Genomic DNA, 14,977 nt, shown 5'->3' on the forward strand with positions numbered 1-14,977 from the left:
GTTTTTATCCCTTGCTTAGAACAGGTCGGCGTCGAGCGCCATCAGGTTGGCGGAACCCGAGCGTGCCTGGCGGATCAGCATCGCGGTTTCCGGGTACAGGCGGGCAAAGTAGAAGCGTGCGGTGGCCAGCTTCGACTCATAGAACTTGTCGTCCGAGTCTTTCTTGGCCAGCGCGATCTTCGCCATCTGCGCGAAGAAGTACGAGAACACCATATGGCCGACGACACGCAGGTAAGGCACGGCGGCGGCGCCCACTTCGTCCTGGTTGGTGAAGGCCTTCATGCCGATTTCCATGGTCAGTTTGCCGACCTTGTCGCCCAGTTCGCCCAGCGGGGTCACGAATTCGGACATCGATTCATCGAGGCCGTTTTCTTCGACGAAGGCTTTGATCTTCTCGCCGAAGGCGCGCAGCTTGGCGCCGTTGTCCATCAGGATCTTGCGGCCCAGCAGATCGAGCGACTGGATCGTGTTGGTGCCTTCGTAGATCATGTTGATGCGCGCATCGCGCACGTACTGCTCCATGCCCCACTCGCTGATGTAGCCGTGGCCACCGTAGACCTGCATCGCTTCCGAAGTCGCGATCCAGCCATTGTCGGTAATGAAGGCTTTCACAATCGGGGTCAGCAGCGTGATCTCGCCGGCGGCCTCTTTCCGGACATCTTCGTCCGGGTGGTTCAGTTCGCGGTCGATCTGCAGCGCGACATACGAGCACACTGCACGGGCGCCTTCGGCGTAAGCCTTGGCGGTCAGCAGCATCCGGCGCACGTCCGGGTGCACGATGATCGGGTCGGCTGGCTTGTCCGGTGCTTTCGGGCCCGACAGGCTGCGCATCTGGATGCGGTCCTTGGCGTAGACCAGGGCGTTCTGGTAAGCGACTTCGGTCAGGCCGAGCGACTGCATGCCGACGCCGAGGCGGGCGGCGTTCATGAACACGAACATCGCGTTCAGGCCTTTATGGGGCTGGCCGATCAGGGTGCCGACGGCGCCGTCCAGGTTCATCTGGCAGGTGGCGTTGCCGTGGATGCCCATCTTCTCTTCGATGGCGCCGCAGAAGATCGGGTTGCGCTCACCGAGCGAGCCATCGGCGTTCGGCAGGAATTTGGGGACCAGGAACAGCGAGATGCCCTTCGAGCCTTCTGGTGCGTCCGGCAGGCGCGCCAGCACCAGGTGGATGATGTTTTCGGCGACATCGTGTTCGCCGGCCGAGATGAAGATCTTGGAGCCGGTAATTTTATAGGTGCCGTCGCCCTGCGGTTCCGCCTTCGAGCGCAGCAGGCCGAGGTCGGTGCCGCAATGCGCTTCGGTCAGGCACATGGTGCCGGTCCACTCGCCCGAGACCAGTTTTGGAAGATAAAACTTCTTCTGGTCGTCGGTGCCGTGTTCCTTCAGGCACTCGTAGGCGCCGTGCGACAGGCCGGGGTACATGGTCCAGGCCTGGTTGGCCGAGTTCAGCATCTCGTAGAACGAATTGTTCAGAGAGACCGGCAGGCCCTGGCCGCCGTATTCCGGATCGCAGGCCAGCGCCGCCCAGCCGCCTTCGACATACTGTTTATACGCTTCTTTAAAGCCCTTCGGGGTGGTCACGGTCTTGGTGGCCGCGTCGAAATGGCAGCCTTCGCGGTCGCCCGAATGGTTCAGCGGGAACAGCACTTCCTGGGTGAATTTCGCACCTTCTTCCAGCACCTGGTTGATGATGTCGGCGTCGATTTCCTGATATGCAGGCAGGTTCTTGAACTCTTCGGTGACGTTGAGGAATTCGTGCAGCACAAACTGCATATCCCGAAGTGGCGCGACGTACTGACCCATGGTGTTCTCCTGATGAAGGTGATATTTATTTGGAACTGAAGAGCAGGCGCGAGGCCGGCTCAGTTGCGTTGATGATTGCTTTGAACGGGCTTGCGGTAGTTCTCGATCAGCCGCGCGAAGCCGCGGTTGGCGCGTTCGAGCGCGCCGGGGACGCGCAGGAAACGTGCGTCGTGGTGCAGGGCCAGGATCAACCCGTACATCTCGTAGACCAGCTGCTGCGGGTCGGTATCCGGCAGCAAGGCGCCGTGGTCGATGCTTTGCTGCACGGCGCGCAGCAGGGCGCCCTGCCAGGCACGCACCATCGACACCAGCGACTCGCGGATCGGGCCCGGCCGGTCATCGTACTCCACTGCGCCGCTGATATAAATGCAGCCCGACGCGATTTCGACCGATACCCGCTTGACCCAGCGCGCGAACATCGATTCCAGGCGCGGCAAGCCGCGTGCTTCTTTCACGCTGGGAAAGAAGACTTCCTGCTCGAAACGGTGGTGGTAGAGCTTGAGTACTTCCATCTGCAAGTCTTCGCGCGAGCCGAAGTGGGCAAACACGCCGGACTTGCTCATGTTCATGCGATCCGCCAGCAAGCCGATGGTCAGGCCCTCCAGGCCGTTACGGCTGGCGAGCTCGAGCGCGACGTCGAGAATTGCTGCCCGCGTCTGCTCGCCCTTGCGCATGAATTTTGCTGAAGTGTTGATACGTTTCCCCTGCGTGAATCGAAAAATCCGAACGAGCGTACTATTATCTATCGGGCGTTGAATGTCAAACGGGAATCTAGAGGTGGGGTTCTATTGTGGAGGCGGCCGGTGCCCACGCGGAACGGTAGGGTGGGCGCCCCGTGCCCACGCGGACGGGTGAGCTGTGTTGACTTGCTTTAACGTACACGTGGCTCGATGCTTGCCATGCCGACGCCGCCGATGACATCGCGTTCCGCGTGGGCACGGGGTCCGATCGCGGCCCGGCCCACCCTACGAAACGACGATCCACCGTAACTGGCATCACCCCGCCGCCTTCGATATCGCCCGCCGGTCCCGCTTGGTCGGCCGCCCCTTGATCGTACTCCCCGGCTCCGGAAACAAGCGGCGAGCCTCCGAATCGTTCTCGCGCTTGGCGATGCTTTCTTCCGTCTCGCTGTACAACAGGCGCGCAATGGGCGCCGCGCCGCGTTTATCGGAAATCCCGAGCACCACCACTTCCCAGCGATCCGACCCGTTATCGATGGCAATCATGTCGTCCACCTTCACGGCCCGCGCCGGCTTCACCGGCTCGCCGCCGATACGCACCCGCCCGCGCTCGACCGCATCGGCCGCCATCGACCGGGTTTTGAAGAAACGCGCCGCCCACAGCCACTTGTCGATGCGCACACTGCCGTTGTCCTTGTCCATACCCATCCTTAAGCGTAACCAATCGCGAAAATTCTCATGGTCAGTTTATAGAGAAGGTAAGCCATTTCATAGCGCACACGGCGCACCCATCCGATGCCCTCGAATTCCGCCATGTGCACCGCTTCCCCGTCGGCAATGCCGCGCTCGATATGGGCACGCACGGCACGCGCAAAGGCGGCGTTTTTCACCACGATGTTCGCTTCCTGGTTCAGGAACAAGGAGAGCCCGTCGCAATTGCTCGAGCCCACCGTCGACCAGTCGTCGTCGACCACGGCGATCTTGGCGTGCAGCTGGGTCTTGCGGTATTCCACGACCTTGATGCCCGCGGCCAGCAGCTTCGGATAAAAGGAGCGCGCGACCGCATCCTGCAGGCGGAATTCGCCGACGCCGATCAGGAGCGTGACATCGACGCCGCGTCCCGCGGCCTGGGCCAGCGCCTCGCGGAATTTACGGCCCGGTGCGAAATACGGATTGGCCAGCAGCACGCTCTTCTTCGCCTGGCCGATTGCCTGCAGGTAGGCGCGCTGGATGGTGCGCCGGTTACGTAAATTGTCGCGCACGACAAAAGCGGCGCGCATCGGGCGGGCGCCTTCGGTCGGCGGCGCGCGGCGGGCCTCGCGAAACAGCTCGATGCGGCTGAACAGGTCGAGGCGGCCGGCCCGCATCCATTGGGCTTGCGCCTCGAAATGGATCTGCGCCACCAGCGGCCCGCGTACGCGCACCGCGAAATCCCAGCGCGGAGCCGGCAGGGGGCGGTGCGGCTCGTAGTCGCACAGCAGGTCGTCGTTAATGTTGATGCCGCCGACAAAGGCGACTTCGTTATCGACCACCGTGATCTTGCGATGGGTGCGGGCGATGCCGCGCCTGAACCAGGGATTGAAGACGCGGTAGTGCACGCCGGCGGCGGCAAAGGCTTCGGCGCGGCGGCAACAGGCGCGGTGGCCGGTGCCGAACCAGTCGACCAGCACGCGCACCTTGACGCCGCGGCCGGCAGCGCGGATCAGCGCCGCTTCGATGCCGCGCGCAACCTCATCCTCGGCAAAGATATAGGTTTCGAACAGGATGTCGTGCGCCGCGGCGTCGATCGCCGCGACCATTGCCGGGAACAGCTGTTGTCCGGTTTCCAGCAGGGTGATGTCGTTGTTCGCTACATAGGTAACGCTGCGCATCGCTTCAGGCCAACTGCAATTCGGCAACGATCGGTGCGTGGTCGGACAGCTTGGCCCAGATCGGGCCGGCCATCACCTGCGCATTGTCGATCTTGAAGCCGCGCACGTAGATGCGGTCGAGGCGGAACCAGGGCAGCGCGGCCGGGAAGGTGCGCGCCGGGGCCAGGCGCGGCTGGCGGCCGGCCCAACTGCGCACCATGTCGCCGAGGGCCGATTTGGGCCCGAGTTCGTCGAACACCTCGACCACGCCGAGCGCATTGCGCAGGCGCTCGCTCAGGGTATTGCGCCAGTCGTTGAAGTCGCCGGCGATGATGACGGGTTCGCCGTTCGGCGCGGACTTGTTGACCGCTTCGATCAGTTGCTCGGCCTGGCGCCCGCGTCCGCCTTCGAACAGGCCGAGGTGGACCACATAACAATGCACCTTGCCGGCTGGGGTTTCCAGCACGCAGTGCAGGATGCCGCGCTGTTCATAGGCGTGGTCCGAGATGTCGTGGTTCTGGCTGTTTTCGATCGGAAAACTGCTGAGCAGGGCATTGCCGTGGTGGCCGTGGTCGTAAACCGCGTTCATGCCATAGGCGGATTGATGCGAATCGCCGGCGAAGTATTCGTGCTGGGCCGCTTCAGGCCAGATGCGGGTCTCGCGTTTGTGCTGGCCGTAGCGCGCGTGATGGCGGTCGTGCCGCCCCTGCACTTCCTGCAGGAAGACGATATCGGCGTGGAATTCGGCGATCGCCTTCTTCAGCGCCAGCACCCGGGGGGTACTGCGCAGCGAGGAGACACCTTTGTGGATATTGTAAGTTGCGACACGAATCTTCATGGGAATATTCTAACCCCATCAGTCCGTGTTCATTTTTATAAGATTTCCAATCGTGCGGAACGGGGTGCAGTCTCTGGGAACCGCTACCCCGTCAGCAGCTTATTCGAACGCAGGGGCTGCTTCCCAATGCTGGCGCAAGGCCGCATTGCGTGGCGGCGCCAGGTGTTCGGCCTCGGACAAGGGAACGGATACCAGACGCGGGCCGCTCAGGCGCATTCCGCAGAGCAGGTCGATGTAAAAACAATCGTCATCCACGCTCACTGCTTTCACTGTTTCCTCGTGCTTCGGTTTGAATTGCTTCATCTTTTTTTCTCCCAGAATCCGTTGGTTGGACGTGTTGCAGTTCACAAACTCGCTTGACGCGAACCACGGACGATAGGCGACTGGTATCTGATTGTCAAACGCCGATTCTATTGTGCGCCACCTAACATAGCGAATTTCCTTCAGTAATTTTTCCTTGCGGAACTTGTTTCAATATGTAACAGGAAATGTTTCCATACATAATTTGTTTAGCTTGCCCGCATATTTGTATCAATTTGTATGCACGTTAGCCGAGGTTTCCCGACGGTCTAACGAACTTTCACCCGATCATTAATGTCTTTTGGTATCTAAAAGATACTTTTAATACAAAATTGCAACTTTTTGTACGAATTCGCGCGCCTGATTTGTAAGACAAAAGGAGGTGACTGTTGTATTTTTGCCGAATAATTAAAAAATTTTGACATGTTGGCTTACAAAAGATAAACGCCAAACAACAGCTCAATGAACGCTCGCTGCCTAAAAATACAGGCGCCGCACCAATTCCTCGATGCGGCGCCTCTGAACCTGCGCTGTGCAAAGGGCCGCTCCAAGCCCCCGCCTACCCGTTACGCATCTGCGCCTGGCTGACATTGCTGCCCGGCCCCACGCTTTGCGTCAGCCAGACATTGCCGCCGATGGTAGACCCTGCCCCCACCGTAATGCGCCCGAGAATGGTCGCGCCGGCATAGATGACGACATCGTCCTCGACGATCGGATGCCTGGGCGCGCCCTTGACCAGCGCCCCGCTTTCGTCCGTCGGGAAGCGGCGCGCGCCGAGCGTCACGGCCTGGTACAGACGCACGTGTTTGCCGATGATGGCGGTTTCGCCGATGACGACGCCGGTCCCGTGGTCGATGAAGAAGCTGGCGCCGATCTGCGCCGCCGGGTGGATGTCGATCCCGGTCAGCGTATGGGCAATGTCGGCCGCCAGGCGCGCCAGGAAAGGCGTGCCGAGGCGGTGCAGGCAGTGCGCCAGGCGGTGGTACAGCACGGCAATCGTGCCCGGATAGCAGAGCATGATTTCCGCCACCGAACTGGCGGCCGGATCGCCGGCGAGCGCCGCCTGCACGTCCGACACCAATAAGGCGCGGATCTCGGGCAGGTTGCCGGCGAAGCAGTGCGTGATCGCCCGCGCGCGCTCCTTCAGCTCCGGTTCGCCGATGCTTTCCAGGTCGGGATTAAAGCGCAGCGCGCGCCGTACCTGCTCAACCAGGCGGTCGAGCGCGACGTTCAGGGTGTCGCCAACGAAATAATCGATGCTCTCGTCGTTCAGGTCGGGGCGCCCGTAATGCGTCGGGAACAGCGCCGCCGAGACGCCTTCGATCACCTGCTGCAGCACCGCGCGCGAAGGCAGTTCGCGTACGCGTCCCTGGTGGCGGATGTTATGGGTCGATTCGCGCGAGGTGCGCAAGGCGTCGATGACGGGGCCGAGTTGCCAGTGGCTGGAGCCGGCCTGCTCCGTGATATTGTTGTCCATTTGATCAGCCTAACCGAAGGTCGGAGAAAAGCGAACGATTTTAATCACAGTTCTTTATAGAGGCCGGCTTGCGGCGGCAGGCTTCAACATTGCGACGCAGCTTGTCTCGAAAGTTCGGGGACATGGCGGGCGCCGCCGCCGCAGCGTGATGTCGAAAGCCGTCGTCGGGAATGCGGTCAAGGGACCACATCAGTGAGCGATTTGATCTGCCGCAAATAAAATTCGTGGGACTTGGCCTAGCCTGCGTTCTGGACCATGCGATGCCGAGCATCGCCGGGATTGCCGGATGTTCGGGAAAAAGCGATGTGGGGTAGCGAGCGACCCGGTCATATCAAGCACCTGGGCACCGTCGTACTGGTGCTCGCAATGGTGCTGGGCACGGCCTACGCCGCCCGCGACCTGCTGCTCGGCCCCGAGGTGACGGTGTACCGCGTCGAGCGGCGCGCGCTGACCCAGACCGTGGTTGCTACCGGCCGCGTCGAGACACCGCTGCGGGTCGACATCGGCAGCCAGGTCAGCGGCACCATCGCCGCGATTCCCGTGTCCGAAGGGCAAGCGGTGAAGGCGGGACAGGTCTTGATCGAGCTTGAGCACGCCGAAGCGCGCGCGGCGCTCGAGCAGGCACGCGCCGCCTTCAGCCAGGCGCAGGCACGCCTGCTGCAAGTGCGCCAGGTCGGGCTGCCGGTGGCCGCGCAGGCCTTGCGCCAGGCCGAGACGAATCTCGGCAATGCACGCCGCCAGTACGAGCGCAACAAGGCCTTGCTCGCGCGCGGTTTCGTCGGCCAGGCTGTGTTCGACGAGGCCGAGCGCGGCCTGCTTGTGGCCGAGAGCCAGGCTGCCAGCGCCCGTTCCCAGCTGGCCAGCGTTGGCGAACAGGGAAGCGAGCTGCTCTCTGCCAGGGCTGCCCTCGAGCAGGCCGCCGCCAGCCTGCGCATGGTGCAGGTCAGGCTCGGCTACACCACGATCGCCGCGCCCGTCGGCGGCGTGCTCATTGCCCGCGCGGCCGAGCGCGGCGATGTCGTACAGCCGGGAAAGGTGCTGATGGTGCTGTCGCCCGCCGGCCCGACCCAGCTGGTTGTCGACATCGACGAAAAGAACATTGCCCTGTTGCGCATCGGCCAGGACGCGCTCGCATCGGCGGATGCCTACCCGCGCGACCGCTTCACTGCCCGGCTCGCCTACATCAACCCGGCCGTCGATCCGCAGCGCGGTTCGGTCGAGGTCAAGTTCGACGTTGGCCGCCCTCCTCCCTACCTGCGCCAGGACATGACGGTATCGATCGACATCGACGTCGCGCAGCGCCCCGCTGCCGTGGTGGTGGCGGCTGAAACCGTGCACGACAGCGGGGGGCGATCGCCCTGGGTCCTGAAGGTGGCGGGCCGCCACCTGCGCCGCCAGCCGGTCACGGTCGGCATCAGCGGCGGCGGCAATACCGAAATCCTGTCCGGCCTGCGGCCGGGCGACCTGGTGGCGCCCGCCTCCGGCACGCTCGCCGACGGCAGCCGCATACGCGCGACCGTGAGCCCGCCCGGCGGCCGGCGCGCCGGGAACTGACATGCCCTTCGAATGGATTGCCGCCGTGCGCTTCCTGCGTGAAGGCCGCATGCAATCGCTGTTCATCATCGTCGCCGCGGCGATCGGCGTGGCGGTCATCGTGTTCATGTCGGCGCTGTTGAGCGGGATGCAGGCGAACCTGTTTCGCCGCGTACTCAGCTCGCAGCCGCACATCGTGCTCGAGCGACCGAAGGATGTGGCGCGTCCGTTGCGCCCGGCGCGGGATGGGCAGGCCAGCGTGGCCATCCTGCAGACGCCGACCCAGCGCCCGAACGTGATCGACCAGTGGCAGAAGGTGCGCGACGAGATGCGCATGCGCAGCGACATCGTGGCGGTGGCGCCCACCGTCAGCGGGCCGGCCTTCGTGCTGCGCGGCGCCAGCAGCCAGTCGGTCTCGGTGACCGGCATCGATCCCGAGCAATACGCCCGGATCGTCCCCCTGCCCGACAAGATCATTGCCGGCAGCTACCGCATGACCACCACCGACGTGCTGATCGGGCAGACGCTGGCGAGCGACCTCGGCCTGCGACTGGGAGACAAGCTGCGCCTGCAGGCGGCCGCCGGCGGCGCCGTCACGCTCAACATTTCCGGCATCGTCGACCTCGGCAGCCGCGGCGCCAACCAGCGCGCCGTCTACGTGCTGCTGGCGACCGCGCAGAACCTGCTGCGCCTGACCGGCGGCGTGTCGAGCATCAACCTGACGGTGCCCGATCCCTTCGACGCCGAAACGATCGCGCGCTCGATCGCCAGCCAGACCGGGCTCGATGCGCTCAGCTGGATCGCCACCAACAACCAGTTCTTCCTCGGCCTGAATGCGCAGAAATTCACCAGCCAGCTGATCCGCGTGTTCGTCGGCATGTCGGTCGCGGCCGGCATCGCCAGCGTATTGGTGGTGTCGGTAGTCCAACGTTCGAAGGAAATCGGTATCTTGCGCGCGATGGGCGGTTCGCGCGGCCAGGTCATGCGCATCTTCCTGCTGCAGGGCGCTATCGTCGGCCTGCTCGGCTCGATCCTCGGCTCCGTCATGGCGACGCTGCTGGTGGCCGGCTGGCGCCTGGCGGCCAGGAATCCGGACGGCACGCCCATGTTTGTCCTCCAGATCGGGCCGGGCCTGTATTTGCTGGCGGCGCTGGTGGCGACCCTGACCGGGCTGGTGGCGGCGGTGATCCCGGCACTGCGCGCGGCCAGGCTGCAACCGGTGGAGGCGATTCGTGGCTGAGGACGTCCTGCGCCTGGAAGGCATCACCAAATCCTACGGCGTGGGCACCGCGGCCGCTACCGAGGTGCTGCACGGGATCGACCTGCGTCTGGGGCGCGGCGAATTCGTCGCCCTGATGGGCCCCTCCGGGTCAGGCAAGAGCACGCTCCTCAACATCATCGGACTGCTCGACCGCCCGAGCGGCGGCAAGCTTTTCATCGACGGCCGCGACACCAGCATGCTGGACGAAAACAGCCTGACCCGGCTGCGCGGGCACAGCATTGGCTTCGTTTTCCAGTACCACTACCTGATCTCGGCCTTTACCGCGCTCGAGAACGTCATGATGCCCGAGCTGCTCGCCCGCGGCCGTCCCGACGAGGCAATGCGCGCGCATGCGCGGCAGCTGCTCGAGCACGTCGGCCTGGCACAATGGCGCGATCACCTGGCCAACAATCTCTCCGGGGGACAACAGCAGCGCGTGGCGATCGCACGCGCGCTGGCACTGCGTCCGGCGCTGGTGCTGGCCGACGAGCCGACCGGCAATCTCGACACCCGGTCCGCCGCCGCCGTGTTCGAGCTGATGCGGCGCGTGAGCGCCGAGGGCGGCACCGCTTTCCTGTTCGTCACCCACAACCTGACGCTGGCACAGCGCTGCGACCGCATCGTCGAACTCGTCGACGGCCGCATCGTGGCCTGATCAAACGACTGGGGTCACAAACGACGGGGGTCAGGTCTGACATTTAGACACGACCTCAACAATAGCCAGGTAAACAAGGCTGAGGCCGTGTCCATATGTCAGACCTGACCCCAGCCACTCCAGCCGCTTCGCCAGCCCAGCTTTCAATCAGGAAAATGGCGCGGCAGCTGCAGCACCGCCTCCGCATTCGACGACGAAAAGCACTTGTCGGCCGCTTCCAATAGCGGCAGCCACAAGTACTGCACGTGTTCGCGCGGACTGAGCGTAATCGGGATACCGCGCGGCACGCAGACGGAAAACACGTGCTCGGTGTTGTGCGTGACGCCAGGCGCGTAGCGGTGGCGCCAGCTCGGGTAGATCTCGTAGACGTTCGACAGGTTCCAGTCGTGCAGGCGAATCTGTTCGCCATCGGCCACGATCCCCGTTTCCTCGAACAGTTCGCGCTTCGCCGTCTCCAGCAGCGGCTCGTCGGGCGCGTCGAGCGAGCCGGTGACCGATTGCCAAAAGCCGGGCCGGTCGGCACGCTCGATCAGCAGCACGTCCATGTCCACCGTGTGAATGACAACGAGGACCGATTCAGGAATCTTGTGCACGCGGGGCTTCTCCGAAACAAATAAAAAGGGCCGGAGCATCGTCAACGACGACACTCCGGCCCCTATTCTACCCAGCCATACGGCCGAGCGTACTTAGCCCACCTTCGGCTCGTTGCGCAGGCGGATGTGCAGTTCCTTGAGTTGCTTCTCGTCGACTTCGGACGGTGCATTGGTCAGCAGATCCTGCGCGCGCTGGGTCTTCGGGAAAGCGATCACGTCGCGGATCGATTCCGAGCCGGTCATCAGCGTGACCAGGCGGTCCAGGCCGAAGGCCAGGCCACCATGCGGCGGCGCGCCGTATTGCAGGGCGTCGAGCAGGAAGCCGAATTTCAATTGCGCTTCTTCGGCGTCGATCTTCAGTGCGCGGAAGACTTTGCTCTGGACTTCTTCGCGGTGGATACGAATCGAGCCGCCACCCATTTCCCAGCCGTTCAGGACCATGTCGTAGGCCTTGGCGATGCATCCGCCCGGATTGGTTTCCAGCATGTCTTCATGGCCGTCTTTCGGGGCCGTGAACGGGTGGTGGGTCGCGGTCCAGCGGTTCGATTCTTCGTCGTGCTCGAACATCGGGAAGTCGATCACCCACAGCGGGCTCCAGGTGTCTTCGAACAGGCCGGCCTTCTTGCCGAATTCCGAGTGGCCGATTTTCACGCGCAGCGCGCCGATGGCGTCGTTGACGACTTTCGCCTTGTCGGCGCCGAAGAAGATCAGGTCGCCGTCTTGCGCGCCCGTCAGTTCCAGGATCTGGGCCAGCACCTCGTCGGACAGGTTTTTCACGATCGGCGACTGCAGGCCTTCACGGCCTTTTGCCTTCTCGTTGACCTTGATGTAGGCCAGGCCCTTGGCGCCGTAGATCGCGACGAACTGGGTGTAGGCGTCGATTTCCGAACGCGGCATCGAGCCCCCCTGCGGCACGCGCAGGCCGACCACGCGGCCGCCGGCCATGTTGGCGGCGCTGTTGAAGACTTTGAATTCGACCGACTTCATCAGCTCGGTCAATTCGGTGAATTCCAGCTTGACGCGCATGTCCGGCTTGTCCGAACCATACATGCCCATGGCGGTCGCGAAATCCATGACCGGGAACGGGTTCGGCAGGTCGATGCCGGCGGCGTTTTTAAACACGACGCGCATCATGTCTTCGAACAGGTCACGGATTTCCTGCTCGGTCAGGAACGAGGTTTCGCAGTCGATCTGCGTGAATTCCGGCTGGCGGTCGGCACGCAGGTCTTCGTCGCGGAAGCACTTGGTAATCTGGTAGTAACGGTCGAAGTTCGACACCATCAGCAGCTGCTTGAACAGCTGCGGCGACTGCGGCAGCGCGAAGAAGTTGCCTGGGTTGACGCGCGATGGGACGAGATAGTCGCGTGCGCCTTCCGGGGTCGACTTGGTCAGCATCGGGGTCTCGATGTCGATGAAGCCCAGGTTGTCGAGGTACTTGCGCACTTCCATCGTCACCTTGTAGCGCAGGCGCAGGTTGCGCTGCATCTGGCCGCGGCGCAGGTCGAGCACGCGGTGCGTCAGGCGGGTGGTTTCCGACAGGTTGTCGTCGTCCAGCTGGAACGGGACCGGCACCGACGGGTTCAGCACTTCGACTTGCGACGCGTTGATTTCGATCTTGCCCGACTTCAGGTTGGCGTTGACGGTACCTTCCAGGCGGTTGGTCACGGTGCCGGTGATGCGCAGGCAGTACTCGTTACGCACGTGCTCGGCGGCCTTGAACACATCGGCATTGTCCGGATGGCAGACGACCTGCACCAGGCCTTCGCGGTCGCGCAGGTCGATGAAGATGACGCCACCGTGGTCGCGGCGGCGGTGTACCCAGCCGCACAGGCTGACAGTTTGGCCCAGCAATTCTTCGGTGACGAGGCCGCAATAGTTGGTACGCATGGAGGACATATTTTCTCTATTCCAGGTTGGTGTATCGGTTGCCGCGTGCAGCGGCTTTGATTCTTGCTATTGTAGTCCGCTCGGGTCTCGGCTTATTCGCGCGTTATTCAGGCGCCACGACGCCCATCGAGACGATGTACTTGAGCGCGGCGTCGACCGTCATGTCCAGCTCGACGACCCTGCTGCGTTCCATCATCAGGAAAAAGCCCGAGGTCGGGTTCGGGGTGGTCGGCACGTAGACGCTGACGTATTCGCCGACCAGGTGGTTCTTGACGTCGCCGCCGGGAATGCCGGTCAGGAAGGCGATGGTGTACGAGTGTGCATGCGGATACGGGATCAGCACCGCCTGGCGGAAAGCGTTGCCGGACGACGAGAACAGCGTATCGGACACCTGCTTCACGCTGCCGTAGAGCGAGCTGACGACCGGGATGCGCTTGAGCAGCCGCTCGCCGATGCGCACGATGTACTTGCCGACCAGGTTATTCGTCAGCAGGCCCGTGACGAACACGATCGCCAGGGTCAGGATCGCGCCGATACCGGGGATGTCGAAGCCGATGACGTTGCGTGGCTGCCAGCGCTCGGGCACGAACAGCAGCGACTGGTCGAGGGTGCCGATGACCATGCTCAGCACCCAGGCGGTAATCGCCAGCGGTACGAGGATCAGCAAGCCAGTCAGGAAATATTTGCGCATCACATTCTCATTGTTGTTATTACTGCGGCTTGATGAGGGCTCGCAGGGAGCGGCATCAGGAGGTGCTGGTGTCGCTCTTCGGCGCCGGCGCGGGAGCCGCAGGCGTGCTGCTCTCGGTCGAGGAACTGGCCGCAGCCGGAGCGTCGGCCGCTGGCGCGCCGGCAGCCGGCGCGGTACCCGTCGCCGGTGCCTTGCCGCCGCGGAAATCGGTGACATACCAGCCCGAACCCTTGAGCTGGAAACCCGCCGCCGTGACCTGCTTCTTGAACGCGGGCTTGCCGCAGGACAGGCAGGTCGTCAGGACCGGGTCGGAAATTTTTTGCAGTACATCTTTGGAAAAACCGCATTCGTCGCAGCGGTAAGCGTAAATCGGCATTGTGAGACTCCGCAAAAATCTTCAAAACCCTGAATTATAAAGGTTTTGGCGGGCTCTGACGGAATGATGGCCCTGCCGGAAGATGCGACACTGCCTGCGAAAGAAGCAGCTCGGTGAAGTGTTGTTTTTAATCACCCTTTATGCGGTTCCATTTGCCGAAAATCAACACGCCTGTTTAAATAGCATCTTCGACAGCGCAAGCTGCCACGTGCTCCGGCGCGTGGGACTGGGTCCAAGAAACAGAAGTTGGCGCGATGTCGCATCGCCGCCTGGCCGTACAAGAATGCTGCAGTTCAAAGCCCGCTTATGCGGGCATTTTTTTTGACTGAACGAGCAGCACCGCCACTTCGCTTGCGCTTCGTACATTCCGCGCTATACCCATACATGTACAATATACTGTACAAATCCATCATCCCCTGCCTCAACTGCGGATACAGGCAACGCCAGTTGCACAACCAATGTCCCTGCACAGCGAACCGGAGTGAAAAATGAGAATCATAAACTTTTCAGACGCACGCAACAGTCTCCGTACTGTCATCGACCAGGTGGTTGAGGATGCGGACGTCACCGTGATCTCGCGGCGCGACGCGCCCGATGCAGTTGTCATGTCCTTCGATCACTACAGCAGCCTGATGGAAACCGTTCATTTGCTGAGCTCGCCAGCAAATGCGGCGCATCTGGCAAAATCACTTGCCCAGGCGCGCGCCGGTCAAGCCCGGCAACGTGATTTGGTAGATATCCCTGAAACTGAGAAACAGCAAGATGCGCAGCCTGAAGTTCACGGATGAGTCATGGACCGATTACGTCTATTGGCAAACACCGGACAAAAAGACGCTCCGGCGCATCAATGACCTGATCAAGGACGCCCAGCGCGATCCCTTTGCCGGGATCGGCAAGCCTGAGCCCTTGAAACACGGCCTCGCCGGTTGCTGGTCGCGGCGCATCGACGAAACCAACCGTCTGGTCTATACGGTTGTCGACGAAGAATTGTTCTTTATCTCCTGCCGTTACCACTACTGAATGGCAAAGG

General features: G+C 62.6%; 16 protein-coding genes. 5 read left to right on the top strand and 11 right to left on the bottom strand.

From position 1 onward, the window contains the following. Positions 1-15 precede the first annotated feature (15 nt). The 7 genes from AC1MEM_RS01150 to epsC all read right to left on the bottom strand — a co-directional run bounded on the left by AC1MEM_RS01150 (position 16) and on the right by epsC (position 6,951). Positions 16-1,806, bottom strand: a complete 1,791-nt coding sequence (locus AC1MEM_RS01150; RefSeq protein ID WP_499474865.1) for an acyl-CoA dehydrogenase C-terminal domain-containing protein — start codon at positions 1,804-1,806, stop codon at positions 16-18. Between the two features lie 59 nt (positions 1,807-1,865). After that, positions 1,866-2,480, bottom strand: a complete 615-nt coding sequence (locus tag AC1MEM_RS01155; protein ID WP_499474866.1) for a TetR/AcrR family transcriptional regulator — start codon at positions 2,478-2,480, stop codon at positions 1,866-1,868. 321 nt (positions 2,481-2,801) lie between these two features. Further along, positions 2,802-3,188 carry an RNA-binding S4 domain-containing protein gene (locus AC1MEM_RS01160; protein ID WP_499474867.1) on the bottom strand — a complete coding sequence of 129 codons (387 nt, stop codon included), beginning with the start codon at positions 3,186-3,188 and terminating at the stop codon, positions 2,802-2,804. Between the two features lie 8 nt (positions 3,189-3,196). Next, a complete protein-coding gene (clsB, locus tag AC1MEM_RS01165; RefSeq protein ID WP_499474868.1) occupies positions 3,197-4,357 on the bottom strand; it encodes a cardiolipin synthase ClsB in 1,161 nt (386 codons plus the stop codon). A gap of 4 nt (positions 4,358-4,361) precedes the next feature. Continuing rightward, positions 4,362-5,174, bottom strand: coding sequence for an endonuclease/exonuclease/phosphatase family protein (locus AC1MEM_RS01170; RefSeq protein WP_499474869.1), 813 nt, complete (start codon positions 5,172-5,174; stop codon positions 4,362-4,364). Between the two features lie 99 nt (positions 5,175-5,273). Continuing rightward, on the bottom strand, positions 5,274-5,477 hold the full coding sequence (locus AC1MEM_RS01175) for a hypothetical protein (protein ID WP_499474870.1): 204 nt from the start codon (positions 5,475-5,477) through the stop codon (positions 5,274-5,276). 556 nt (positions 5,478-6,033) lie between these two features. Beyond that, the gene (epsC, locus tag AC1MEM_RS01180) at positions 6,034-6,951 is read right to left on the bottom strand and encodes a serine O-acetyltransferase EpsC (RefSeq protein WP_499474871.1); all 918 of its coding nucleotides are present in this window, start codon (positions 6,949-6,951) and stop codon (positions 6,034-6,036) included. Positions 6,952-7,254: 303 nt separating this feature from the next. Between epsC and AC1MEM_RS01185 the strand changes: the two genes are divergently transcribed. Genes AC1MEM_RS01185 through AC1MEM_RS01195 form a run of 3 tightly spaced genes read left to right on the top strand, consistent with a single transcriptional unit; the run spans position 7,255 to position 10,400 of the window. Next, a complete protein-coding gene (locus AC1MEM_RS01185; protein ID WP_499474872.1) occupies positions 7,255-8,505 on the top strand; it encodes an efflux RND transporter periplasmic adaptor subunit in 1,251 nt (416 codons plus the stop codon). Between the two features lies 1 nt (position 8,506). Beyond that, the gene (locus tag AC1MEM_RS01190; protein ID WP_499474873.1) at positions 8,507-9,724 is read left to right on the top strand and encodes an ABC transporter permease; all 1,218 of its coding nucleotides are present in this window, start codon (positions 8,507-8,509) and stop codon (positions 9,722-9,724) included. Continuing rightward, positions 9,717-10,400 carry an ABC transporter ATP-binding protein gene (locus AC1MEM_RS01195; protein WP_499474874.1) on the top strand — a complete coding sequence of 228 codons (684 nt, stop codon included), beginning with the start codon at positions 9,717-9,719 and terminating at the stop codon, positions 10,398-10,400. The genes AC1MEM_RS01190 and AC1MEM_RS01195 overlap by 8 nt, the downstream gene beginning before the upstream one ends. A 143-nt stretch (positions 10,401-10,543) precedes the next feature. Here AC1MEM_RS01195 and nudB read toward each other — a convergent pair whose 3' ends face one another. The 4 genes from nudB to AC1MEM_RS01215 form a co-directional block, all read right to left on the bottom strand. Then, positions 10,544-10,945, bottom strand: a complete 402-nt coding sequence (gene nudB, locus AC1MEM_RS01200) for a dihydroneopterin triphosphate diphosphatase (protein ID WP_499477534.1) — start codon at positions 10,943-10,945, stop codon at positions 10,544-10,546. Positions 10,946-11,086: 141 nt separating this feature from the next. After that, positions 11,087-12,880, bottom strand: coding sequence for an aspartate--tRNA ligase (aspS, locus tag AC1MEM_RS01205; protein WP_499477535.1), 1,794 nt, complete (start codon positions 12,878-12,880; stop codon positions 11,087-11,089). A 103-nt stretch (positions 12,881-12,983) separates the two neighbouring features. Next, a complete protein-coding gene (locus AC1MEM_RS01210; protein ID WP_499474875.1) occupies positions 12,984-13,571 on the bottom strand; it encodes a DUF502 domain-containing protein in 588 nt (195 codons plus the stop codon). Between the two features lie 55 nt (positions 13,572-13,626). Beyond that, positions 13,627-13,947 carry an FmdB family zinc ribbon protein gene (locus AC1MEM_RS01215; RefSeq protein ID WP_499474876.1) on the bottom strand — a complete coding sequence of 107 codons (321 nt, stop codon included), beginning with the start codon at positions 13,945-13,947 and terminating at the stop codon, positions 13,627-13,629. Positions 13,948-14,435: 488 nt separating this feature from the next. On the opposite strand from AC1MEM_RS01215, the gene AC1MEM_RS01220 reads away from it, so the two are divergent. Further along, complete coding sequence (locus AC1MEM_RS01220) at positions 14,436-14,735, top strand: type II toxin-antitoxin system Phd/YefM family antitoxin (protein WP_499474877.1); 300 nt, start codon at positions 14,436-14,438, stop codon at positions 14,733-14,735. Continuing rightward, on the top strand, positions 14,710-14,967 hold the full coding sequence (locus AC1MEM_RS01225) for a Txe/YoeB family addiction module toxin (RefSeq protein WP_499474878.1): 258 nt from the start codon (positions 14,710-14,712) through the stop codon (positions 14,965-14,967). The genes AC1MEM_RS01220 and AC1MEM_RS01225 overlap by 26 nt, the downstream gene beginning before the upstream one ends. The last annotated feature ends 10 nt before the right edge of the window (positions 14,968-14,977 follow it).

The organism is Telluria sp. AIW5 (assembly GCF_056680575.1).